The sequence below is a fragment of the Bombilactobacillus sp. ESL1202 genome (assembly GCF_058107125.1).
This window is the reverse complement of record NZ_CM176590.1, coordinates 190,756-213,233: the sequence shown is the minus strand read 5'-3', so window position 1 is coordinate 213,233 and position 22,478 is coordinate 190,756. Positions and strand designations below refer to the sequence as shown.

General features: G+C 35.8%; 24 protein-coding genes. 22 read left to right on the top strand and 2 right to left on the bottom strand.

All coding sequences use genetic code 11. From position 1 onward, the window contains the following. The 10 genes from smc to AC3B7A_RS01020 all read left to right on the top strand — a co-directional run bounded on the left by smc (position 1) and on the right by AC3B7A_RS01020 (position 9,896). Positions 1-3,528 (top strand): chromosome segregation protein SMC, encoded by a 3,528-nt coding sequence (gene smc / locus AC3B7A_RS01065; RefSeq protein WP_489756512.1) that lies wholly within the window; start codon positions 1-3, stop codon positions 3,526-3,528. Continuing rightward, positions 3,528-4,943 (top strand): signal recognition particle-docking protein FtsY, encoded by a 1,416-nt coding sequence (gene ftsY / locus AC3B7A_RS01060; RefSeq protein WP_489755914.1) that lies wholly within the window; start codon positions 3,528-3,530, stop codon positions 4,941-4,943. Before smc ends, ftsY begins: the two co-directional genes overlap by 1 nt. Further along, the gene (locus AC3B7A_RS01055) at positions 4,936-5,280 is read left to right on the top strand and encodes a putative DNA-binding protein (protein ID WP_489755913.1); all 345 of its coding nucleotides are present in this window, start codon (positions 4,936-4,938) and stop codon (positions 5,278-5,280) included. The genes ftsY and AC3B7A_RS01055 overlap by 8 nt, the downstream gene beginning before the upstream one ends. 34 nt (positions 5,281-5,314) lie before the next feature. Next, positions 5,315-6,751, top strand: a complete 1,437-nt coding sequence (gene ffh / locus AC3B7A_RS01050; RefSeq protein WP_489755912.1) for a signal recognition particle protein — start codon at positions 5,315-5,317, stop codon at positions 6,749-6,751. A 103-nt stretch (positions 6,752-6,854) separates the two neighbouring features. Then, the gene (gene rpsP / locus AC3B7A_RS01045; RefSeq protein WP_489755911.1) at positions 6,855-7,136 is read left to right on the top strand and encodes a 30S ribosomal protein S16; all 282 of its coding nucleotides are present in this window, start codon (positions 6,855-6,857) and stop codon (positions 7,134-7,136) included. 11 nt (positions 7,137-7,147) lie between these two features. Further along, positions 7,148-7,402: a KH domain-containing protein gene (locus tag AC3B7A_RS01040; RefSeq protein ID WP_489755910.1), complete on the top strand. Its 255-nt coding sequence runs from the start codon at positions 7,148-7,150 to the stop codon at positions 7,400-7,402. Between the two features lie 59 nt (positions 7,403-7,461). After that, entirely contained in the window at positions 7,462-7,989 is a 528-nt protein-coding gene (gene rimM / locus AC3B7A_RS01035; protein WP_489755909.1) for a ribosome maturation factor RimM, read from the top strand. Further along, positions 7,979-8,728, top strand: a complete 750-nt coding sequence (gene trmD, locus AC3B7A_RS01030; RefSeq protein WP_489755908.1) for a tRNA (guanosine(37)-N1)-methyltransferase TrmD — start codon at positions 7,979-7,981, stop codon at positions 8,726-8,728. Before rimM ends, trmD begins: the two co-directional genes overlap by 11 nt. Before the next feature lie 105 nt (positions 8,729-8,833). After that, the gene (gene rplS / locus AC3B7A_RS01025) at positions 8,834-9,184 is read left to right on the top strand and encodes a 50S ribosomal protein L19 (RefSeq protein ID WP_489756511.1); all 351 of its coding nucleotides are present in this window, start codon (positions 8,834-8,836) and stop codon (positions 9,182-9,184) included. A 193-nt stretch (positions 9,185-9,377) separates the two neighbouring features. Beyond that, on the top strand, positions 9,378-9,896 hold the full coding sequence (locus AC3B7A_RS01020) for a hypothetical protein (protein ID WP_489755907.1): 519 nt from the start codon (positions 9,378-9,380) through the stop codon (positions 9,894-9,896). Positions 9,897-9,934: 38 nt separating this feature from the next. On the opposite strand, the gene lexA is transcribed toward AC3B7A_RS01020, so the two are convergent. Next, on the bottom strand, positions 9,935-10,561 hold the full coding sequence (lexA, locus tag AC3B7A_RS01015) for a transcriptional repressor LexA (RefSeq protein ID WP_489755906.1): 627 nt from the start codon (positions 10,559-10,561) through the stop codon (positions 9,935-9,937). A 92-nt stretch (positions 10,562-10,653) separates the two neighbouring features. On the opposite strand from lexA, the gene AC3B7A_RS01010 reads away from it, so the two are divergent. From AC3B7A_RS01010 to AC3B7A_RS00995, 4 genes are all read left to right on the top strand, one after another. Next, positions 10,654-10,914, top strand: a complete 261-nt coding sequence (locus AC3B7A_RS01010) for a DUF896 domain-containing protein (RefSeq protein ID WP_489755905.1) — start codon at positions 10,654-10,656, stop codon at positions 10,912-10,914. Positions 10,915-11,332: 418 nt separating this feature from the next. Continuing rightward, positions 11,333-11,548 carry a YneF family protein gene (locus tag AC3B7A_RS01005; RefSeq protein ID WP_489755904.1) on the top strand — a complete coding sequence of 72 codons (216 nt, stop codon included), beginning with the start codon at positions 11,333-11,335 and terminating at the stop codon, positions 11,546-11,548. A 220-nt stretch (positions 11,549-11,768) separates the two neighbouring features. Next, positions 11,769-13,505, top strand: a complete 1,737-nt coding sequence (locus AC3B7A_RS01000; RefSeq protein ID WP_489755903.1) for an ABC transporter ATP-binding protein — start codon at positions 11,769-11,771, stop codon at positions 13,503-13,505. A 7-nt stretch (positions 13,506-13,512) separates the two neighbouring features. Then, the gene (locus AC3B7A_RS00995) at positions 13,513-15,303 is read left to right on the top strand and encodes an ABC transporter ATP-binding protein (RefSeq protein ID WP_489756510.1); all 1,791 of its coding nucleotides are present in this window, start codon (positions 13,513-13,515) and stop codon (positions 15,301-15,303) included. 203 nt (positions 15,304-15,506) lie between these two features. Here AC3B7A_RS00995 and AC3B7A_RS00990 read toward each other — a convergent pair whose 3' ends face one another. Further along, positions 15,507-16,139 (bottom strand): lysophospholipid acyltransferase family protein, encoded by a 633-nt coding sequence (locus AC3B7A_RS00990; protein ID WP_489755902.1) that lies wholly within the window; start codon positions 16,137-16,139, stop codon positions 15,507-15,509. A gap of 53 nt (positions 16,140-16,192) precedes the next feature. On the opposite strand from AC3B7A_RS00990, the gene AC3B7A_RS00985 reads away from it, so the two are divergent. The 8 genes from AC3B7A_RS00985 (at position 16,193) to uppS (ending at position 22,472) form a co-directional block, all read left to right on the top strand. Beyond that, a complete protein-coding gene (locus AC3B7A_RS00985) occupies positions 16,193-16,918 on the top strand; it encodes a tRNA1(Val) (adenine(37)-N6)-methyltransferase (protein ID WP_489755901.1) in 726 nt (241 codons plus the stop codon). After that, on the top strand, positions 16,911-17,180 hold the full coding sequence (locus tag AC3B7A_RS00980; protein WP_489755900.1) for a GIY-YIG nuclease family protein: 270 nt from the start codon (positions 16,911-16,913) through the stop codon (positions 17,178-17,180). The genes AC3B7A_RS00985 and AC3B7A_RS00980 overlap by 8 nt, the downstream gene beginning before the upstream one ends. A gap of 130 nt (positions 17,181-17,310) precedes the next feature. After that, positions 17,311-17,622, top strand: a complete 312-nt coding sequence (locus tag AC3B7A_RS00975) for a hypothetical protein (protein ID WP_489755899.1) — start codon at positions 17,311-17,313, stop codon at positions 17,620-17,622. A gap of 286 nt (positions 17,623-17,908) precedes the next feature. Continuing rightward, complete coding sequence (gene rpsB / locus AC3B7A_RS00970) at positions 17,909-18,697, top strand: 30S ribosomal protein S2 (RefSeq protein ID WP_489755898.1); 789 nt, start codon at positions 17,909-17,911, stop codon at positions 18,695-18,697. An 89-nt stretch (positions 18,698-18,786) separates the two neighbouring features. Then, positions 18,787-19,665, top strand: coding sequence for a translation elongation factor Ts (gene tsf / locus AC3B7A_RS00965; protein ID WP_489755897.1), 879 nt, complete (start codon positions 18,787-18,789; stop codon positions 19,663-19,665). Positions 19,666-19,767: 102 nt separating this feature from the next. Then, a complete protein-coding gene (pyrH, locus tag AC3B7A_RS00960; RefSeq protein WP_489755896.1) occupies positions 19,768-20,493 on the top strand; it encodes a UMP kinase in 726 nt (241 codons plus the stop codon). Beyond that, positions 20,493-21,050, top strand: a complete 558-nt coding sequence (frr, locus tag AC3B7A_RS00955; protein ID WP_489755895.1) for a ribosome recycling factor — start codon at positions 20,493-20,495, stop codon at positions 21,048-21,050. Before pyrH ends, frr begins: the two co-directional genes overlap by 1 nt. Before the next feature lie 702 nt (positions 21,051-21,752). Further along, positions 21,753-22,472 (top strand): undecaprenyl pyrophosphate synthase, encoded by a 720-nt coding sequence (uppS, locus tag AC3B7A_RS00950; protein ID WP_489755894.1) that lies wholly within the window; start codon positions 21,753-21,755, stop codon positions 22,470-22,472. Positions 22,473-22,478 lie beyond the last annotated feature (6 nt).

The following is a 22,478-nucleotide window of genomic DNA, read 5'->3' as shown; positions in this document are numbered from 1 at the left end:
ATGATGGGTTTTAAGTCTTTTGCAGACAAAACAACGATTCATTTTGATGAGGGAATTACTGGCATTATTGGCCCTAATGGTAGTGGTAAGAGTAATCTAACGGAAGCGATTCGCTGGGTCATGGGAGAACAGTCTCCTAAAAGTTTGCGTGGTGATAACATGCAAGATATCATCTTTTCTGGTAGTGATACTAGAACACCACTCAGTCGAGCTGAAGTAGTTTTGAAATTTGATAATCGTGATCGACAGTTGCAATTTGATCATGATGAGGTGCAAGTAACACGTCGGTTATTTCGCACGGGTGAAAGTGACTTTTTACTAAACAATCGTAAAGTTCGTTTAAAAGAAATTGTTAATTTATTTTTGAATTCCGGTTTAGGCAAACATTCGATGGCGATTATTTCCCAGGGAAATGTCGAGGCAATTTTTAATAATAAACCGCAAGATCGGCGTTTTATTATTGAGGATGCTGCTGGAGTTGCGAGTTTTAAATTAAAGAAAAAGCAAGCTCAACAACAATTAGAGCAGACTGATGATAATTTAAAACGAGTTAATGATATTGTTCAAGAATTAGCTAAACAAGTAGAACCCTTGAAAAAACAAGCTAGTATTGCCCATGATTATCAAGAACAAAAAGCACAGTTTGACCAATTAGAGCAGCAGGTTCTGGCGGTTGAAATTGCTGATTTGAATCAACAACAATCTAAGTTACAACAACAGCGACTTGACTCAAAACAGCAATTGCAAACGGTGGAGCAAAAGTTAACGTTGGCTAATGAAAAAGTTAAAAAAAATAATCAGACTAATGAAAAACTGACACAACAACTTGATCAAAGTCGTGATCAATTGGCTCAATTGGGTCAAAAATTAGAAGCTGCTAAAGGTCAAAGAGCGTTGCATGCTGAACGTTTTAGTTATAGTGATGACCAGCGGCAAACTTTACAGCAACAACAGTCTGAATTACAACAGCAACTGCAAGCAAGTGACCAAAAAATTTCTCAAATTACTACTAATTTGGACGATTTGCAACAACAGTTAAAACAATTAAATTTAGAATTACAACAACAGCAAGAAAATTTGGCTGCTGATCCACAAAAGTTAGCAATCACTGTTAAAGATTTACAAGAGCAACGCATTGAGTTGTTACAACAACGTTCTGCTGTCCAACAGCAGGTTGAGTTTCAAATTGATCAACAACAAAAACTGCAAGATAAGGCAGAGCAACTAACAATTATTAAGCAACAACAAAGCGATGCTTACCAAAAGGCACAGCAACAATTAGAGCAGTTGCAGCAACAAACATTGGCCGCTGAAAAAAGCCGTAATCAAGAACAGCAAAAAGCTACGCAAATTAAACAAAATCTTCAACAAGTTCAACAAAAATTACAACAGGCACAGCAAGGATACTATCAGTCTTTACGAGAATTTCAGCAGTCTCAAGCAGAATTAAAATCTTTACAAAGAATTCAGCAACAACACCAAGGATTTTATCAAGGAGTTCGGGCTATTTTGTCAGCTCATTTGTCAGGAATTATTGGTGTTGTAGCAGAGCTAATTAGTGTTCCGGAAGCTTATCAAGTAGCAATTCAAAGTGCAGCGGGTAATCAGTTGCAGTCCATTGTAACCCTTGATCAAGAAGCCGCTAAAAAAGCAATTCAATATTTGCGACAACAGCGACAAGGCCGAGCAACGTTTTTGCCACAAAAAATCATGCGTAGTCGCAAGTTGCTACCAGAACAGTTGTTAGTTTTGCGAGACTTAAGGCAGTGGAGTTTAGCCAGTGATTTGATCACGATTCGTTCAGATTTACAAAATATTGTTGATCATTTATTTGGTAACTTAATTGTAGTTAAAAACTTGGATATCGCTACTCAGGCGGGGAGTTTGTTGAATCATCGTTATCGAATTGTTACTTTGCAAGGAGATTTGGTGAATCCTGGTGGTTCTATGACTGGTGGTCAAGTCCGGTCTGGTTTTAATTTGTTAGGACAAAAAAACCAAGTTGAACATTTACAGGCAGTAGTTAAGACGGCACAACAGAAATTAGACCAGCAACAAGCTTTAATTCAATCTTTACAACAACAACAAGCTAAGCAACAACAGCAGCAACAACAGCAAGATCAACATTTACAGGCACTTTTACCAACTTTGCAAGAGCAATATAGTCAAAAACAATATCAACAACAACTTTTAAAACAGCAACAAGATCAAATCAAGCAATCACAGCAACAGCAACAATCTTTGCAGCAGCAACAACAAACTGTGCAACAAGCTCAAAAAGATAGTCAGAAAAAAATCGCTGAACTTACGCAGCAAATAACGAGTTTGTCTAACAAACTACAGCAACAGCAAGCTTTAATTCAAGATTATGACCATCAAAAAATTGTTTCAAATCAAACAATTCAAAATTTACAAACAAAATTAACGATTATCAAAAATGATCAGCAGAATTATCAAAAAGATCGGCAGCAATTGCAGCAACAAGCTCAACAACAACAAATTAAGTTACAAAGTGTTCAGAATCAGTTAGCTGATTTGCAAACTACGCAAGGTGATTATTTACAAACCAAGCAGGAACTTAATGAAAATATTGAGCAAATTCAAAAACAGTTAACTCAATTAAAAAACAGAATTCCTGAACTCCAACAGCAACGAATCAAAATTCAACAAACGGTTCAGGAATTGACGCCGACAACTCAGCGTCTATTGGCTTTACAAAAGCAACAAATGGATCAGGAAAATCAACTGGCTGTTCAACAGGTTAATTTAAAAAATCAATTACAACAATTTTTATCAAAATTGGAGCAGGATTATCATTTGAGTTTTGAAGCAGCTTTTGCTAATTTGCCACAAAATTTTGATATTGATCAAGTTAAAGATAAAATTCGTTTGTTACGTCAAGGACTAAATGATTTGGGCACGGTTAATATTGCTGCTATTTCTGAATATGATCAAATTAAGGATCGTTATGAATTTTTGACCCAACAACGTGATGACTTGATTGCTGCGCGTCAACAATTAAAGACAACAATGTCGGAAATGGATCAAGAAGTTAGTCAGCGTTTTGGTAAAATGTTTAATCAAGTTGCATTGGCTTTTGAACAAATTTTTCCAGATATGTTTGGTGGCGGTCATGCTAAGCTAGTTTTGACTGATCCTGATGATTATTTATTAAGCGGAATTGAAATTGTTGTGCAACCACCAGGCAAGAAGTTACAACGAATGAGTTTATTATCTGGTGGTGAACGTGCTTTAACAGCTATAACATTATTGTTCGCTATTTTAAAAGTTAAACCGGTACCTTTTTGTGTATTGGATGAAGTGGAGGCATCATTAGATGATGCTAATGTGACACGTTTTGCTGATTTTTTGCGGCGATATGATCAAAAAACGCAATTTATTATTATCACTCACCGTAAGGGAACAATGGTAAAAGTGGATCGATTATATGGTGTCACAATGCAAGAATCAGGTATTTCGACAGTCTTGTCAGTTAATTTACAGCAGAATGGAGTTGATCACGAGTAATGGGATTATTTGATTTATTTAAGAAGAAAAAGTCTAAAACACCGGAAACACCGGAAACACCGGAAACACCGGAAACACCGGAAACACCGGAAACACCGGAAACACCGGAAACACCGGAAACACCGGAAACACCGGAAACACCGGAAACACCGGAAACACCGGAAACACCGGAAACACCGGAAACACCGGAAACACCGGAAACACCGGAAACACCGGAAACACCGGAAACACCGGAAACACCGGAAACACCGGAAACACCGGAAACACCGGAAACACCGGAAACACCGGAAACACCGGAAACACCGGAAACACCGGAAACAGATGATGTAACTAGTTTAAATATACCTACAGAAACAAATGAAGAATTTACCAAAACGGATTCTAATTTAAATCGTGAATCAAGTGGTGAAAATTCTCAACAAACAAATGATTCAATAGTTAACAATTCGGCTGATTCGGCAGAAGTGGATTCGCAAACCGAGTATGATCAGGGATTAAAAAAGACCCGACATAGTTTTCGAGAAAAGTTAAATTCTTTCTTAGCTAATTTTCGTTCAGTTGATGAAGATTTTTTTGATGATTTAGAGGATTTATTGATTCAGTCGGACGTTGGGTATGATATGTCTTTAAAAATTTCTGACGCTTTACGTGAAGAAGTTAAGTTAAAAAATGCTAAGTCTAAAGCTGAGATTGCACAAGTAATTGTTCAAAAAATGGTTGATTTATATCAAGCTGATAATCAAAGTGATAATTATCAATTAAATTTAGATTTTAGTAGAAGCTTAAATGTTATTCTATTTGTTGGAGTTAATGGAGCAGGTAAAACGACAACTATTGGTAAATTAGCAGCTCAACTAAAAAATGACGGTCATAAAGTTTTGTTGGCGGCAGGTGATACCTTTCGGGCAGGCGCGATTGAACAGCTCCAAGCTTGGGGACAAAAAGTTGGTGTGCCAACAGTTTCTAAAAAAGCTGGCAGTGATCCCGCGGCTGTTGTTTATGAAGCTTTGCAGCAAGCTCAAACAGAAAAGTATGATGTCTTATTGGTTGATACAGCAGGTCGCTTACAGAACAATGCTAACTTAATGAAAGAATTAGAAAAAATCAAGCGAATTATTACTCGGGAAATACCTGAAGCACCGCATGAAGTATTGCTAGTGATTGATGCTACTACTGGACAAAATGCTCTGAGTCAGGCTAAGCAATTTCAAAAAGTTACACAAGTTAGTGGTATAGTGTTAACTAAATTAGATGGTTCTTCACAAGGTGGCATCGTTTTAGCAATTAATTCTGAGTTACAAATTCCCGTTAAGCTAGTTGGCTTAGGTGAAGGCGTTGCTGATTTACAAGCTTTTGATCCTAAACAATTTTCACAAGGCTTATTTAGTCAATTATTGGATAATCCAGATGAATGATAATTTAGCACAGAAAAATCAAGTTAATTTATTATATAGTTTTTATCAACCACTTCTGACTGACAAGCAAGATCAATATATGAAACTCTATTATGGTGATGATTTTTCTTTGGGTGAAATAGCGCAGAATTATCATGTTAGTCGTCAAGCAGTTTATGATAATTTGAAACGAACGGTTAAAATTCTAGAAAATTATGAACAAAAGTTACATTTATGTCAAAATTTTCAAGAACGAGAAATTGTCTTAACACAATTACAGCAACTAATTCAAACAAATTATCCGCAAGATCAAGATTTAAAAACTATTTTGCAAAAATTGCAGCAGTTAGATATTTGATATGTAAAATATGTAGTTTGATAGGAGATTGAATATGGCTTTTGAAGGATTAAGTGAACGACTCCAAAAGACGTTTGCCAAGTTACGTGGTAAGGGTAAAATTACTGAAAATGACGTCAAAGAAATGATGCGTGAAGTTCGGCTGGCATTATTAGAAGCCGATGTCAACTTTGATGTTACCAAAACTTTTATTCAAACTGTTCGTCAACGTGCAATCGGTAGTGAGGTCTTAGATAGTTTAACTCCGGCCCAACAAATTATTAAGATTGTTAATGAAGAATTAACTAAAGTGATGGGAACCGAAGCAGTAGCCTTGAATAAAGCTGCTAAAATTCCAACTATTATTATGATGGTTGGTTTGCAAGGGGCAGGTAAAACTACTTCAGCAGGGAAATTGGTGAAGTTTCTTCAGGAAAATAATAAAGCACGGCCATTGTTAATTGCTGCCGATGTTTATCGTCCAGCTGCGATTGAACAGTTAAAGACGATTGGTCAACAATTAGCAGTACCGGTTTATGAAGAAGGTACTGATCAAAATCCGGTGGCAATTGTTGAACATGGTTTGCAGCAGGCTCATGAAAATAATAATGATTATGTTTTGATTGATACTGCTGGTCGCCTGGAAATTGATGATCAGTTAATGAATGAACTGAGTCAAATTAAAGCAGTGACCAACCCTAATGAAATTTTGTTAGTCGTTGATTCGATGACCGGTCAAGCAGCAACTCATGTGGCTGAGGGTTTTAATGAACGTTTAGATATTACTGGTGTTATTTTAACTAAATTAGATGGCGATACGCGTGGTGGTGCTGCATTATCAATTCGTTCAGTGACTGGTAAACCGATCAAATTTATTGGTTCAGGGGAAAAATTAGATGCTTTAGAAGTCTTTCATCCTGATCGCATGGCTGACCGGATTCTAGGCATGGGCGATATGATGACCCTAATTGAAAAAGCCCAACAAGAATATGATGATAAACAGGCCGAAGAATTAACACGCAAAATGCAGGAAAATTCGTTTGACTTCAATGATTTCATTGACCAAATGGATCAAGTGCAAAAAATGGGCCCCATGGATGAATTGATGAAGATGATTCCGGGCATGTCTAATAATCCTGCTTTGCAAAATATTAATGTTGATCCCAAAGATTTAGATCATTTAAAGGCCATCGTTTATTCCATGACCCCCGCAGAACGCCAAGATCCTGAGCTATTAAATCCGTCACGTCGCCGACGTTTAGCAATAGGTTCTGGTCGACCAATTGTTGAAGTCAATCGGATGATTAAACAATTTAAACAGATGCAAACAATGATGCAAAAGATGTCCAAAGGCAATTTTTCAGGAATGGAACAAATGATGGGGGGCGGATTACAAGGTAAATTGGGCAAGATGGCGATGGGTTCGATGGTTCGTCATAATAAAAAACGTAAGAAAAAGCGGTTAAAGAAAGTTAAACGATTTAAATCCTAGTATTTCACCTGTTGTAAAGAAAAAAAGCTTTACACCATTGTTAAAAACAGGTATACTATTCAACGTTAAGTTATCAAGTTAAATTTTTATGGAGGAATTAATTATGGCAGTTAAAATTCGGATGCATCGTATGGGAAGTAAACGGCGTCCCTTTTATCGAATCGTAGTTGCTGACTCACGTGCACCGCGTGATGGTCGTTTTATCGAGCAAGTTGGTCACTACAATCCCTTACACAAAGAAGATTTAAAATTAGATGCTGATTTAATTTTAGATTGGTTACAAAAGGGAGCTCAGCCTTCTGATACCGTTCGTAATTTGTTACAAAAACAAGGTATTATGAAGCAATACCATGATTTAAAATTAGCCAATAAGAAAGCTAAGTAGTTTAAAAAATTATGGAAACCGATATTGTGACTTTAATCAAAGCAATAGTTTTACCATTAGTTGATGATAAAAATCAAGTTCATATCACTGTTAAAGATGAAACTGATTATTTAATTTACGAATTATCACTGAGTACACAAGATGCGGGTCGAGTTATTGGTAAGCAAGGTCGAGTGGCGCAAGCTATTCGGACGATTGTTTATTTGCAAAATCAGACTAATAACCAACGGGTGAAATTAAATATTGTTCCAGTTACAGTAAATTAGTATTTGAGGTGGTTGCAACGAAAGTTGCGACCATTTTTAATAATAAAGAGGAGTTATTAATGACCCAAACTGATTATTTGCGCGTTGGCAAAATTGTTAATACACATGGATTAAAAGGAGAAGTTAAAGTTCAGTCAATGACTGACTTTGCCGAGCAACGATTTACAACAGGACAAGTTTTATATGTTCAACTACCAACCAATGTTTATCAACCGTTAACGGTTGATAGTGCCCGACGTCAAAAAAATTTTTGGTTAGTGATATTTCAAGAAATCAAAAGTATTGAAGCATCTGAACAATTAAAAATGTGTGAATTATGGATTACGACCCAACAATTACCCTCACTACCAGCAGGACAGTATTATTATAAAGATATTTTAGGCATTTCAGTTTACGATCAGCGGTTAGGATTATTAGGGCAAGTTGTCGATATTTGGGACTTGGGTCCGAATGATGTTTGGACAATTCAAGGTGCAAAATTTGGCGAAGTTTTAGTGCCAATTTTACCGGATGTTTTATTAGACGTTAATTTAGATCAGCAAAAAGTACAAATTTCTTTACCAGAGGGATTAATCGATGAAAATTGATATTTTAACGCTTTTTCCCAAAATGTTTGCGGCGTTAGATGAGTCTTTATTAGGAAAAGCGCAAGCGAATCATTTAATTGAAATTAATATCTGTGATTTTCGCCAATATTCGCATGATAAGCATCATCACGTCGATGATACACCCTATGGTGGTGGTGCGGGCATGCTACTACAACCACAACCATTTTATCGTGCGATGGACGAAATTAATCAACAAGATTCTGGTCCCAAGCGGGTCATTTTATTGGATCCCGCAGGTCAAAGATTTGATCAAACTGTTGCGCAAGAATTAGCTCAAGAACAGCATTTGGTTTTTTTGTGCGGACATTATGAAGGTTTTGATAATCGAATTGAGAATTTGGCAACGGATAAATTTTCAATTGGTGATTTTGTGATTACTGGTGGAGAAATGGCAGCGATGATGATGATTGATGCCACTGCTCGATTTGTACCAGGAGTTTTGGGAAATCAGCAATCGGCATATGAAGACTCCTTCAGTAATGAATTGTTGGAATATCCTCAATATACTAGACCAGCTGAATATCGTGGAATGAAAGTGCCAGCAGTCTTGTTAAGTGGTAATCATCAAAAAATTTCCCAGTGGCGTCGCCAGCAAGCTTTGCAAAAGACCTATGATCAACGTCCTGATTTATTAAAAGATGCGCAGCTAACCGAAGATGATCGATTATTTTTGCAACACTTAAAAAAATTAAATCAGAATGATGATTTTGAAAAATAAAAAAGTATGTTATACTGTTACTTGTGTGTAAACACAACAACAATATTCCGCTAAACTGTTATTAAGTTTAAGAGTATTAGTATAAAGGAGAGATTTACAATGGGTATGAAGAGTCCCTTAATTGATGTTGTAACGAAATCGCAATTGCGTGATGATATTCCTGATTTTCGTGCTGGAGATACGGTTCGTGTTTCTGTTAAAGTTGTCGAAGGATCACGGGAACGGATTCAGTTATTCGAAGGTGTAGTTATTAAACGTCGTGGTAGTGGTATTAGTGCTACTTATACTGTTCGTAAGATTAGTAGTGGCGTTGGTGTTGAACGGACTTTCCCACTACATTCACCACGAGTAGCTAAAATTGAAGTAATTCGTCAAGGCCGTGTACGTCGTGCTAAGTTGTACTACTTACGTAATCGTCGTGGTAAAGCTGCAAGAATTGCTGAAAAGCGTCGTTAATTTTTATAAAATTAAAATAATTTATAGAGGCTGGGCAAGGGTTGTTATTGAATGTAATTGCAACTTTTGACATACAATAGGAAAGTTAATATTTATGTATTTCTACTAGAGATATATTGATTAATCTTATTGTTCCCAACCTCTTTTTTGAAATTTAAAGTTTTAAGCAGTTTGGATTTTAAAGGGACAGAAGATGAAGCGAAAACCGCAAAAAATTACAGCTATTCAGTTTAGTGATGATGACAAAAAAAACTTAACTATATGGTTAGTTGAACAAGCACGACGAGTTAAGATTATTCAACAAACTGACTTAAGTAAAAGTACTGTTACGCGTTATATTAACAAACTTAAAAATGGTGAAGCTCAGATTGAGGACTTATTTACTTTAAGTGAACTGCAAACATTGATTAAGTTGGCTAATGAAGATTGGCAAAACTTTGAACTTTTAAAAAAACAAGGCAATAATTCATTGAAAAACTTTGATTTATCGGAACAAGAACAGTTGTTAAATCAGGTTTTAACCCAAGTGGGGTGGCGGTCCACTGATCAATTGGATTTCGCTAAAATGTTACGCTTGGTTGCTGGTAATCAAGCTGAACAAGAATTGGCACAGCAACAAATTAGTAAATGGCCCCAAGATAAACAACAACGGTATAAAAAGTATCGAAAATTAGTTATAGATAATGTGAGTAAAAAAAACAATGACTGCTAATGGTGATGTCCATTACTCGGTCATTGCTTAAAAGTCTCTTATGAAATTTCTGCGCGGTATAGTCCGACGACTTTACCTAAAATTACAACGTTGCTTAAGTAGATAGGCTCGAAGTCGTCATTTTCCGGTTGCAAACGAATACAGTGTTCTTCTTTATAAAATCTTTTGCAGGTGGCTTCATCATCGTCGTTCATAGCAATGACAATTTCACCATTCTGCGCAGTATTTTGTTGGCGAACAATTACTTGGTCACCATCTAAAATACCGGCATCTTGCATGCTATTACCATGAATAGTCAACATAAATAAAGGCTGTCGTTCATTAACTAAATTAGGTGGAACCGGAAAATAGTCACCATCATCTTGCTGAATAGCTAAGGCTGGTTGACCAGCAGTTACAGTTCCTAAAATGGGAATTTGACTAGTTGGAATATTTAATTGATCTAGGCCACTAGGAGTTAACATCAGGGCACGTGGTTTAGTAGGATCGCGTTCTAAAAAGCCCCGGGCTTGTAATCGCTCTAAGTGACCGTGAACAGTGGATGTAGAAGATAAATTAACTCCTTGACAAATTTCACGAACAGTTGGTGGATAACCATGATCTTTTTGTTGATCATAAATAAATTGTAAAATTTCTAGTTGTTTAGTACCGATTGGTTGACTCATAACGTTACTCCTAGTAAGTTTAATTTTAGATTAGCATAAGTTACTATCAGTTTCAAACTGGTGTAAGTTAAAAGGAGAGAATTTAATTAATAATGACAGAAATTAATGAAAATAAGCGGCAAGCTGAATTGATCAAACGAATCAATGTTTTAGCACATAAACAAAAGAAAACTGGTTTAGATCCTGAAGAAAAGAAAGAGCAAGCTGCTTTACGCCAAGAATATCTGGCTAACTTTCGAATTGGTTTAAAAGAGCGAATTGAACATACCAAGTTATATGACAAAGCTGGTCAAGAAATAACGTCAAAAAAAGTTCGTGATATTCAACACGAACACGGCTGGCGGGATGATTAATGCCTAATAATTTTTCCCCGTCTTAATTTTAAGGATGGTTATGGTATAATTATTTTGATACTGAAATTAATAACAGTAAAGGTTTAGGAATTACTTTTAAAATTGTAATTAGATCAATAAATATAATTGAGATGCTAGCAGGATTTATTTGGCGGTTGGCGGTGAACAACTATTAAAAAATTATAGGTTTGGAACCAGTCTTGACCAGATAAAGTGGACACTATCTAGTTTGTGTTACAAAGACTAAACAAACGACTTGTTCCCAGAAGATCGGTACTTTAGTATCGATTTAGTTCACAAGAATATTTGATAATTAGTTGCTTAATTTAAGATTGTATTCTGATTGATTTGAAACTAATTATTTAATTACATTGGTTTTTTCCTAAACAAAGTTAGATTAAAGGTGGATGAATAGAGCATGTTGATTACGGTCCTAGTAGGAATAGTGATGTTAATTGTTGGATTAGTTGGAGGTTTTTTCGGAGCACGTGCTTATATGAAAAAGTATCTTCAAGATAATCCACCGATTTCTCCAGATATGATGCGACAAATGATGGCTCAAATGGGACAAAAGCCATCGCAAAAGAAGTTGAATCAGATGATGCAAATGATGAAAAATCAATCTAAAAAGTAATTGATTTAAATAAACTGAAATAACTTAATAAAAAGCTGGAGCAATTAATTTAATATTGCATTTTAAAAGCCAAAAGTATTAATGGGCTTTTAAACCAGCTTTTTTTGTTATAAGAAAATAATTTGACTGATAAAAGCTAATTAAAAATCTAGCTTGTTGAAATATTAGGAATATTTGTTAAAGTTAAAATAAACTAATTTTAAGCGAGTGAGGCTATAAAGTGACAATATTCAAAAAATTAAGTTGGTTTTTTAAAGAACAAAGAAAGCATTACTTAATTGGGATTATATTTTTAATTTTAACAGCGTTGGTTAATTTAATTATTCCCCAAACAATTGGTCAATTTTCTGATTGGGTTAATCAGCACCAATTAAGTTGGGGAAAAATATTTGGTTCATTAATAATATTGCTCTTCGCAGGGATAATGCAATATCTTTTTCGCTATGGCTGGCGGCGAGAGATTTGGGGTGGCGCAGCTAAATTGGAACAACAGCTACGAGGGAGATTATTCTGGCATTACTTAAACATGGATGATCCTTTTTTTAAACAGCATCGAATTGGCGATTTAATGGCTCATGCTACTAATGATATTTCGGCCGTTCAAAATGTTGCCGGATCAGGAATCTTAACGTTAGCGGATTCCATTATTACTGGTGGTTTAACGATTGTTGCCATGATTTGGCTCGTTGATTGGCGTTTGACAATTATTGCAATTTTACCCTTACCGTTGTTAGCCGTAATGGCGCGCTTTTTGGGTAACAAACTGCACCATTATTTTTCACAATCTCAGGCGGCTTTTTCACAATTGAGTAATAAAACACAAGAAAGCATGACTGGTATTAAAGTCATTAAAACTTTTGGGCAAGAACAAGCTGATATTGCTGATTTTAATCAGCAAGTTGATCAGACCATTGCGATTAATCGCAAAGTTAATTTTGTGGATGCTTTATTTGATCCTTGTACTAGTCTAATCATGGGTTTGACTTATGTCATTACAATTATCTATGGTTCACAGTTGATTTTACAAAAGTCCATTACGATCGGGCAATTAATTACTTTTGTTGGCTATATTAATGCTTTAGTTTGGCCAATGTTTGCAATCGGTCGATTATTTAACATCTTAGAACGTGGTAATGCCAGTTTTGACCGCATTCAAGCTATTTTAAAGGAACAGTCAGCAGTAATAGAGTTAGATCAAGGTCAGACGAAAATTCCTAATAGTCAACTGCGAGTTGATTTACAAAGTTTTACTTATCCCGATGGCACACAGCCCGTTTTAAAAAATATTAAATTTGAATTATTGCCAGGCAAGACCTTAGGAATTGTGGGCCGGGTTGGTTCTGGAAAAAGTACATTAATTAAGCTCTTGTTGCGGCGGTTTGATCAGTATCAAGGTCAGATTAAATTAGGTGGAATTGATATTCGACAATATGCGTTAGATACTTTGTTGAGTGCTATTGGTTATGTACCACAGATTAGTTTTTTATTTTCAGCGACGGTGAAGAACAATATTCGTTTTGCGGATTATCAAAGTTCTGATGAATTGGTGCACGATGCCGCAAAACTTGGTGCGGTTGATAACGATATTCAAAATTTAAGTGCGGGCTATCAAACTTTGATTGGCGAAAAAGGGAATTCTTTATCAGGTGGACAACAACAACGACTAGCGATTGCCCGAGCAATATTGAGTCAACCCCAAATCCTCATTTTAGATGATTCTACTTCAGCAGTTGATGCGAAAACCGAGGTACAGATCAATCATAATTTACGTCAATTTCGTTCACAACAGCAATCAACAATTATTATTTCACAACGTTTACGCAGTGTGATGGATGCTGATGAAATTTTAGTGTTCGAAGATGGTCAAATTAAACAACGCGGAACACACCAACAATTATTGGCACAAACAACTGATTGGTACGCTAAAATGTGGCAAAGACAACAGCTAAGTTATTAAGGGGGGGATTAAGACAAAAATGAGAGCAGCTAAAAATCAACAAAAAATTACAGCACATGAGCAACGCCAAATTGTTTGGCGTTTACTAAGGTTTACTAAAAAACATCGGCTGGCTTTTACGATCGCAACTTTAGCAGTTGTCTTACAGTCAGTTATTAATATCATTCTGCCCAAATTCTTACAATACTATATGGATCACTATTTAGTTCGGAGTAATTTGACCCAAAAATTGGTAATTGGTTGTGCTTTACTTTACTTATTAGGAGTTATTTTACGCGCAATAGGACAGTTGGGGACGACCTTTGCTTTTAATATGGGTAGTGAATATATGCTGGAAGATTTACGGCGGGCATTATTTGCTAAATTACATCAATTAGGAATGAGTTATTTTGATCGAGTAGCACCAGGGTCAATTGTTTCGCGGGTTAATAACGATACGATGTCGATTTCAGATTTTATGCAGGTTTTTTTATCAGGTATGATTGGGATTTTTTCTATCATAGCGGCTTTTGTTGCCATGTTAACGACTGATTGGCTGACCGCAATGGTGGTTCTGGCTTTTTTGCCAATTTTGTTATTAACTATTAAAGTATATAATCACTATAGTTTAACCGCTTATCGCTATATGCGTAATAAGTTAAGTGAAATTAATACTAAAATTAGCGAAACAATTCAGGGAATTCAAATTATCCAAAATTTTCGCCAACAAAAAAGAATTAATCAGGAATTTTCACAGACTAATAATCAGTATTTTAAAGCACGTCAATCAATGATTAAAATTAATTCACTACTGCTGTCGCCGGTAGTAAATTTACTTTACACGTTGGCTTTGGTTTTGGCCTTAGGATTTTTAGGGTTAAAAGAACATGTTGGCATCTTACAAGCAGGGGTAATTTATGCATTTACCACTTATGTGAGCCAATTTTTTAATCCGATTACTAATTTAATGGATACTTTGTCGTTTTTTCAAGATGGAGTAGTAGCTGGTCATCGTGCTTTTAAAATTTTAGACAGTCAAGAATATGGTCCACGACAAATAAAGCCTTATGAGGGAAAAATAAAACAAGGAGCAATAGAATTTCGCCATGTTAGTTTTGCTTATCCTAATGGTCCTGAAATTTTACATGATGTTTCATTTAAGCTTAATCCCGGTGAAAGTTTGGGAATAGTTGGTCATACTGGCAGTGGCAAAAGTACGATGATTAATATTATGTTACGTTTTTATGAATTTGGTACAGGAGAGATTTTGATTGATGGTTATGATATCCGACGTTTACCGATTGAAGAACTTAGAAAAAAGATCGGCTTAGTTCTCCAAAATTCATACTTATTTTATGGTGATATCAATTCAAATATTCGCTTATTTGATCAAAATATTAGTGATGAAGACATTGTTCGTGCAGCTAAACTGGTTCATGCTGATGGATTTATTGAACAATTGCCACAAAAGTATCAAACGCAGGTCACTCCTGGAACTAGTAGTTTGTCAGCGGGACAACGACAACTACTGTCGTTTGCCAGAACTTTAGTAACTGATCCCACTATTTTAGTTTTAGATGAGGCCACTGCTAATATTGATACACAGACTGAAGAACAAATCCAAGCGGGTCTCAAAAATTTACGATCGGGCCGAACAACGATTGCTATTGCCCATCGCTTATCAACAATTAAGAATTCAACACAGATTATTGTTTTAGATAAAGGGCAGATTGTGGAACATGGTAATCATGAGCAATTATTACGACAGCACGGTTATTATTATGAATTATATCGACTGCAAGAAAGTGTTGAATTGTAAAAAGAGGCCGGGAACAATAAGATTAATACTCGTATCCTATAAAATGATACGAACATCAAGTCATTATTGTGTTCCAAGAAACCAAAGCTTCTTGTCCCAGTCTCTTAAATGGCATTTAAAAGCGATAATTAAATCTTTAAAGTTAAGTTTGAATTTGGAAATTTAATCTGATTGTTACTTAACTACTTTTGTTACATCCGTGATTAAGATTTATTTTTAACAGGTGGTACGTAGCGAAAATTAGGATTGATTGAATGGTCAATTTTTTGCCAAGCAGCCTCCATTTTTTGATTGATTAACTCAGTATTTTCTTCATTAACTTTTAAACTACGGTCAATTTCAATTGATTGTCCGAATTTAACAACACAACGTTTTCGTTTTAAGAAATCTGTAAATGATAAGGGACCTTGATAAACAACAGGGACTAATGGTTTACGTGATAGTTTAGCAATTAAAACGGCTCCTCCTTTTAATTGACTGGAATATCTTGTTCCTGATGGAAACATTATCAAACTTAAATTGTGTTTATTTAGATCTTTGACTGGAGTTTTGATGGTTGAAGGGCCGGGATGCTGCCGATCAACGGGAAAAGCATTAGCGTGGGTTAAAATAAATCTTAAAATCGGATTTTTAAATAACTCTTTTTTCGCCATAAAAGCACAGGGAGTGGGACTGACTGCTAACGCAAATAATAAAGGTTCCCACCAGGTCCGATGTGGTGCTACCATAATATAAGATTGATTGCTGGGTAAATTTTGTTTGTCCTCATAATGGACATTACCGTTAATTACCCAGATAATAAAGCGAACAATTGGAACAATTATTTTATAAAACATTATTTTTACCTCAGATATTAATTTTCAAATTTTATTATAGCAAAAGGAAACAGATGATGACAAAAACCTTAGAATTAGTTCCCGGCTTTGATTTACAATTGGTACAAGATACGAATTTATATCGGAGTTCGATTGATTCAGTTTTATTAGCAAATTGGATTACTGTACGTCCGGCGGCAGTGGTGGCAGATTTATGTAGTGGTAGTGGCTTAATTGGCTTATGTTTAGCTAAGAAATATCAAGTAACGACTTATTTATTAGAGCTGCAAACAGAATTGGCGCAGTTGGCGCAACAGTCGATTCAAAAAAATCAGTTGCAAGACGATGTGTACTTATTTAACACAGATATTGCTGCCGCCTTAGATTATGTATCTCATGATAGTTGTGACATTATTAGTTGTAATCCACCGTATTTTGCGATGAAGGATACGCCCATGCTGGGAAAATCACAATCACACAATATTGCCCGTCACGAATTGTTTTTTTCGCAAGAACTATTAGCAAAGACGGCGAAGAGCTTGTTGAAAGATAACGGTAGTTTATACATTGTTTATCGTCCTGACCGGTTGTTAGAACTACAGCAAGTTTTACAACAACATCATTTGCCAATTAAGGAGTTATTGTTTGTTTATCCACACCAAGGTGATTTGGCTAATCTAGTTTTAATTAAATGTCGTAAAACAACAAGAACCAATGGGCTTAAAATTTGGCCAGGGTTAGTACTATATAATAGGGATGGTAGTTATACACAGCAGTTACGGGAGTTTGTCCATGAATGAGGAGTATAGTGTTTATATTGTTTTATGCGCTGATAAGACGTTATATACGGGTATTTCCAATGATGTGACTCATCGAATAAAAATGCATAATGCGGGCAAAGGAGCTAAATATACTAAAACCCGCCGCCCCGTCCAGTTAAAATATCAAGAAGTAGTCGGCAATCGTTCCCAAGCTTCCAAACGAGAATGGCAAATCAAGCAGTTAACGCGGACCCAAAAATGGCAGTTAATTCAAGCTGATCAGGATAGAAAAAAGTTATAGTTAGTTTAGATGTTAAGAAAAACCCATTAATTTTCTGTTGTTAAGGCGGATAATCCGTTATTACACCCCTACCAATCTGATTTGCAATATCGTTCTGGTATGATAACAATGAATGTTCCTAATTTAGATTTTGCCAAGAAGATTAACCAATAAGCAGGTCTATGCCGTGCAACCTAGTGACTTGGATCAAAAGTTGGTGGTAACTGATGATATTGGTGCACCTAATTGGCAGTTATTATTGGCAATCAAAGATGACTTCAATTATGCTGGTGGGATCTTGAATACTGCTCTGACTAAGATTTTGCAGTATTTGGCTCCTGATGGAGACGTTGGCCACAGTTGGATACTGACCAAAGTGCTCACAGTGATTGACGGTTATGCTAATTACCAAACGCCCGTGAATAATTTTGGTATCGTCGTCACGAATGTCTCGGATTGCTGATGAATACTAGTCAACAACAAATCATCAGTTCTCAATTAAATTTACGGACGCCCTCACACCCGATTCATGTTGCTAATTATAGCGCGACGTTAAGATGGTCACTAGAAAATACATTACAATCATGAATGCTTGGGACTGTGAGTGATTTATCAGTTGCATGTGTATTATTCTTTTAGTATAATGTTTAATTGTATTAAATACTCACGTTGATTTTTGATTTGTTGGTGCACGTTAGTGTTACAAATCAGTTAAAGTTGACGGTGGAAAAACCATGGAGGTTGAATTAATGTCTGTTTTATCAATGAAACAATTATTAGAAGCGGGTGTTCATTTTGGACACCAAACGCGGCGTTGGAATCCTAAAATGAAGCCGTATATTTTTACCCAAAGAAATGGTATTTATATCATTGATTTGCAAAAAACGGTTCATATGATTGATGATGCTTATAACTTTATGAAAGATGTTGCTGCTGACGATGGTGTGTTCTTATTTGTTGGTACTAAAAAGCAAGCTCAGGAATCCATTGCTGAAGAAGCAACCCGCGCTGGTCAATATTATGTCAACCATCGTTGGTTAGGTGGGACTTTAACTAACTGGGATACAATTCAAAGCCGGATCAAGCGTTTGAAGCAAATTAAGAAAATGTCTGAAGATGGTACATTTGAACGCTTACCTAAAAAGGAAGCTGCTTTGTTAGTTAAGCAAGAACAAAAATTGGAGAAGTTCTTGGGCGGTATCGAAGATATGCCAAGAATTCCTGATGTAATGTTTGTTGTTGATCCACATAAAGAAATTATTGCTGTTCGGGAAGCTCAAAAGTTGAACATTCCAGTTGTTGCGATGGTTGATACGAACACGGATCCTGATGACATTGATGTGATTATTCCATCTAACGATGATGCTATTCGGGCCGTTCGTTTGATTACTTCCAAGATGGCTGATGCTATTATTGAAGGTCGTCAAGGCGAAGAAAATGTTGATTTACCAGAAGAACAAATGGCTCAAGCTGCTGCAAATGAAGATAACGATGGCGAACAATCTATCGAAGAAGTCGTTGAAGATTCTGAAAAATAATAAATATTAATTTGAAATGTAGAACTGTCTTGCTTACTAACAAGATAGTTTTTGTTGTGTAAGTTGAGACTATGTTAGGAGGATGTAATATGGCTAAAATTACTGCTGCGCAAGTTAAAGAATTACGCGATAAAACAAGTGTTGGTATGATGGATGCAAAAAAAGCCTTGGTAGCTGCCGATGGTGATATGCAAAAAGCGATTGATGAACTACGCGAAAAAGGTGTTGCTAAAGCTGCCAAGAAGAGTGGTCGGATTGCTGCTGAAGGTTTGGCTGCTATTGAAATCCAAGGTAATACTGCTGCTATTATTGAAGTTAACTCTGAAACTGACTTTGTAGCATCTAATGATAAGTTTAAGGATTTAGTAGCTCAAATTGCAGCTGCTATTGCTAAAGAACAACCAGTCGATATGGCTGCCGCTTTACAAGTTAAGTTGGCTGATGGCAATAGTATCGAGGCTGCTATTACTAATTTAACAGCAGTTATTGGTGAAAAGCTAACTTTACGGCGCTTCACAGTTGTTAATAAGAAGGATAACGAAAACTTTGGTTCTTATTTGCATAATGGTGGTCAAGTAGCTGCTTTGACAGTTATTGCTGATGCTGATGAAGAAACTGCTCATGATGTTGCAATGCATGTTGCGGCAATTAATCCAGAATATTTAGATCGTTCTCAAGTTCCTGAAGATGTGTTAGAACATGAACGCCAAGTTTACACTGAAGAAACTATTAATGAAGGCAAACCAGAAAAAATTGTTCCTCGGATTGTTGAGGGGCGTTTAAACAAATATTTATCTGAAATTAGTTTAGCTGATCAAGATTTTGTTAAGGATCCTGATCAAACTGTTGCTAAATTTGTTGCTTCTAAAGGTGGCAAATTAGTTTCCTTTGTTCGTTATGAAGTTGGCGAAGGAATTGAAAAACAGGAAAATAATTTCGTTGATGAAGTTATGGGTCAAATTAAATAAAAAGCGCGTAGCGCTTTTTTTTTGGTTAAATTTTTTTAAAGCTCAGTATCAATGTGGGATTATGTTAAAATAAACTTTAGAAGAAAATTTAAGGAGTTCACAATGTCTGTCAAATATCAACGAATTGTATTGAAATTAAGTGGCGAGGCTTTAGCCGGTGAGAATGGTTTTGGAATCAATCCGCCAGTTATTGCCAATATTGCACAGCAAATTAAAAAGGTTCATGCTCTTGGTGTGCAAATTGCAATTGTTTGTGGTGGTGGCAATATTTGGCGTGGTGAAACTGGTGCCCAGTTAGGAATGGAACGGGCTCAAGCTGATTATATGGGAATGTTAGCTACTGTAATGAATGGTTTGGCTTTGCAAGATGGTTTAGAAAAAGTTGGTGTTCCTACTCGGGTGCAAACTTCTATTGAAATGCGACAAATTGCAGAGCCCTATATTCGGCGCAAGGCAATTAGACATCTGGAAAAACAGCGAGTTGTGATTTTTTCTGCGGGAACTGGTAGTCCTTATTTTTCAACTGACACAACTTCAGTATTAAGAGCAGCAGAAATTGGGGCGGACGTCATTTTGATGGCTAAAAATGGCGTGGATGGCGTTTACTCAGCAGATCCCCAAAAAGATCCTTCAGCTGTTAAATATAGTGAGTTAACGCAACTGGATGTTATCAATAAAAAATTAGGGGTCATGGATTCAACCGCTAGTTCGTTATCAATGGATAATGACATTCCACTAGTTGTCTTTAATTTAAATGAAACTGATAATATTTTACGGGTTGTACAAGGCGAGAGTATCGGAACCACAATTCACGGAGGTAAGAATTAATGACACAACAATTACTTGAACAAACTAAAAAGCACATGCAAAAAAGTACTGATGCTCTACGGCGAGAATTGGGTAAAATTCGTGCCGGTCGAGCTAATGCTAGCATTTTAAATGGAATAAATGTTGAATATTACGGTGCAGAGGTACCAATTAATCAGGTGGCTTCAATTAGTATTCCAGAAGCGCGGGTTATTTTAGTAACTCCATTTGATAAATCAGCATTAAAGGATATTGAAAGAGCGTTATTAGCTTCAGATATTGGAATTAATCCTGCTAATGATGGAAGTGTGATTCGGCTAGTTATTCCCCAATTAACCGGTGAAAGACGTCAAGAATTAGTTAAAGAAGTTGGAAAAATTTCTGAAAATGCTAAAATTGCTGTTCGCAATATTCGGCGAGATGCAATGGATTCTTTGAAAAAACAACAAAAGAATCATGAAATCACAGATGATGAGTTACATGATTTAGAAAAGCAAGTGCAACAAGTAACTGATCAAAGCATCAAAGATGTTGAAAAAATCACTGATGATAAGTCGAAAGAATTAGTGGTTCTTTAGCATTCATGAATTGCTTCTAAACTGAAGTGTGTTAACATTTAGGTTTAGAATTCGAAGAACAAGAGTTCTAAAAAAAATTATAGGTTTGGAACAAGCCTTGGTAAGATAAAGTGGTCACTATCTAGTTTGTGTTACAAATATTAGACAAACGACTTGTTCCCAGAAACTCGGTAATTTAGTACCGATGTGGTTCATAAAAATTAATGTTTAATTGTGATAGAATCAAACTAATAATTTGAAATCAGTCATTCTAATATGATTTGTTTTTCTAGTGGACTTTTGCTTTCATTTGAATTTTAAGAAATTAGTTCAGGTTGGTGAAGTTTTAATTCAATTAAGATCTAAGAAGTGATTAAAGCTACTATAGTATGAAGCATTGGTCTGATTAAAAATAAGACTGGGGCAATATGATGATTAATGATCGTGTTCTATAGAATACGCACATTAATTATTATTGTTTTTTTGAAGGTAATGATTAACAATATCATCTATTAATGAATTTAGTAAAAAAGTCGTTTGGCAGTTGCGCATTAATCAGAATTAAACTTTTGACTTTTGTAACGCAATAATTAATGTTCGCTTAATTCTATATAAATTACGGACTTTAAGTTTATTGTTACGCTCTCATACTAACTTTAACGAGGTGAATTGATCAAGGCCTTTGGTTCCAGCCTTTTTTAAACTTTACTAGGAGTTTTGAAAATGGTTAACCAAGCAATACCGCGGCACGTGGCAATTATAATGGATGGTAATGGTCGATGGGCAAAAAAGCGTGGCTTGCCTAGAATTGCTGGTCATCAAGCAGGGATGAACAATTTAAAAAAAATCGCAACTGCGGCTAGTCAAATGGGAATTTCTGCATTAACGGTCTATGCTTTTTCCACAGAAAATTGGACCCGTCCTTCGAAGGAAGTTCAATTTTTAATGAGTTTACCAGTTACTTTTTTTAATAAATTTATGCCGGATTTAATGGCTAATAATGTTAAAGTTTTGATTACTGGTTTGGTTGAACAACTACCGGTTAAAACACGTCAGATTTGTCAAAAAGCAGTTAATCAAACTCGTGAAAATACCGGAATGGTCTTAAATTTTGCATTTAACTATGGTGCTAGAAGTGATATTGTTAATGCTGTTAAGTCAATTATTCAGCAATTACCAACCCACCCTGAACTAGTAGATTCTTTAGATGAAAAAACTTTTAGCAAATATTTATCGACTGCGCAGTTGGCTGATTTACAGTATCCTGATCTATTGATTAGGACTAGTGGCGAGATCAGATTGTCTAATTTTTATCTTTGGGAATTGGCATATGCTGAAATGGTTTTTGTAGATGAATATTGGCCTGATTATAGTGTTGAAAATTTGAGACGAGATATTGCAAGCTTTAATCAGCGTGATCGACGTTACGGTGGAATAAAATAAATATTT

Coding starts and splice junctions, on each gene's coding strand:
- smc (WP_489756512.1), top strand. CDS start 1: ATGATGGGTTTTAAGTCTTTTGCAGACAAAACAACGATTCATTTTGAT.
- ftsY (WP_489755914.1), top strand. CDS start 3,528: ATGGGATTATTTGATTTATTTAAGAAGAAAAAGTCTAAAACACCGGAA.
- AC3B7A_RS01055 (WP_489755913.1), top strand. CDS start 4,936: ATGAATGATAATTTAGCACAGAAAAATCAAGTTAATTTATTATATAGT.
- ffh (WP_489755912.1), top strand. CDS start 5,315: ATGGCTTTTGAAGGATTAAGTGAACGACTCCAAAAGACGTTTGCCAAG.
- rpsP (WP_489755911.1), top strand. CDS start 6,855: ATGGCAGTTAAAATTCGGATGCATCGTATGGGAAGTAAACGGCGTCCC.
- AC3B7A_RS01040 (WP_489755910.1), top strand. CDS start 7,148: ATGGAAACCGATATTGTGACTTTAATCAAAGCAATAGTTTTACCATTA.
- rimM (WP_489755909.1), top strand. CDS start 7,462: ATGACCCAAACTGATTATTTGCGCGTTGGCAAAATTGTTAATACACAT.
- trmD (WP_489755908.1), top strand. CDS start 7,979: ATGAAAATTGATATTTTAACGCTTTTTCCCAAAATGTTTGCGGCGTTA.
- rplS (WP_489756511.1), top strand. CDS start 8,834: ATGAAGAGTCCCTTAATTGATGTTGTAACGAAATCGCAATTGCGTGAT.
- AC3B7A_RS01020 (WP_489755907.1), top strand. CDS start 9,378: ATGAAGCGAAAACCGCAAAAAATTACAGCTATTCAGTTTAGTGATGAT.
- lexA (WP_489755906.1), bottom strand. CDS start 10,561: ATGAGTCAACCAATCGGTACTAAACAACTAGAAATTTTACAATTTATT.
- AC3B7A_RS01010 (WP_489755905.1), top strand. CDS start 10,654: ATGACAGAAATTAATGAAAATAAGCGGCAAGCTGAATTGATCAAACGA.
- AC3B7A_RS01005 (WP_489755904.1), top strand. CDS start 11,333: ATGTTGATTACGGTCCTAGTAGGAATAGTGATGTTAATTGTTGGATTA.
- AC3B7A_RS00990 (WP_489755902.1), bottom strand. CDS start 16,139: ATGTTTTATAAAATAATTGTTCCAATTGTTCGCTTTATTATCTGGGTA.
- AC3B7A_RS00985 (WP_489755901.1), top strand. CDS start 16,193: ATGATGACAAAAACCTTAGAATTAGTTCCCGGCTTTGATTTACAATTG.
- AC3B7A_RS00980 (WP_489755900.1), top strand. CDS start 16,911: ATGAATGAGGAGTATAGTGTTTATATTGTTTTATGCGCTGATAAGACG.
- rpsB (WP_489755898.1), top strand. CDS start 17,909: ATGTCTGTTTTATCAATGAAACAATTATTAGAAGCGGGTGTTCATTTT.
- tsf (WP_489755897.1), top strand. CDS start 18,787: ATGGCTAAAATTACTGCTGCGCAAGTTAAAGAATTACGCGATAAAACA.
- pyrH (WP_489755896.1), top strand. CDS start 19,768: ATGTCTGTCAAATATCAACGAATTGTATTGAAATTAAGTGGCGAGGCT.
- frr (WP_489755895.1), top strand. CDS start 20,493: ATGACACAACAATTACTTGAACAAACTAAAAAGCACATGCAAAAAAGT.
- uppS (WP_489755894.1), top strand. CDS start 21,753: ATGGTTAACCAAGCAATACCGCGGCACGTGGCAATTATAATGGATGGT.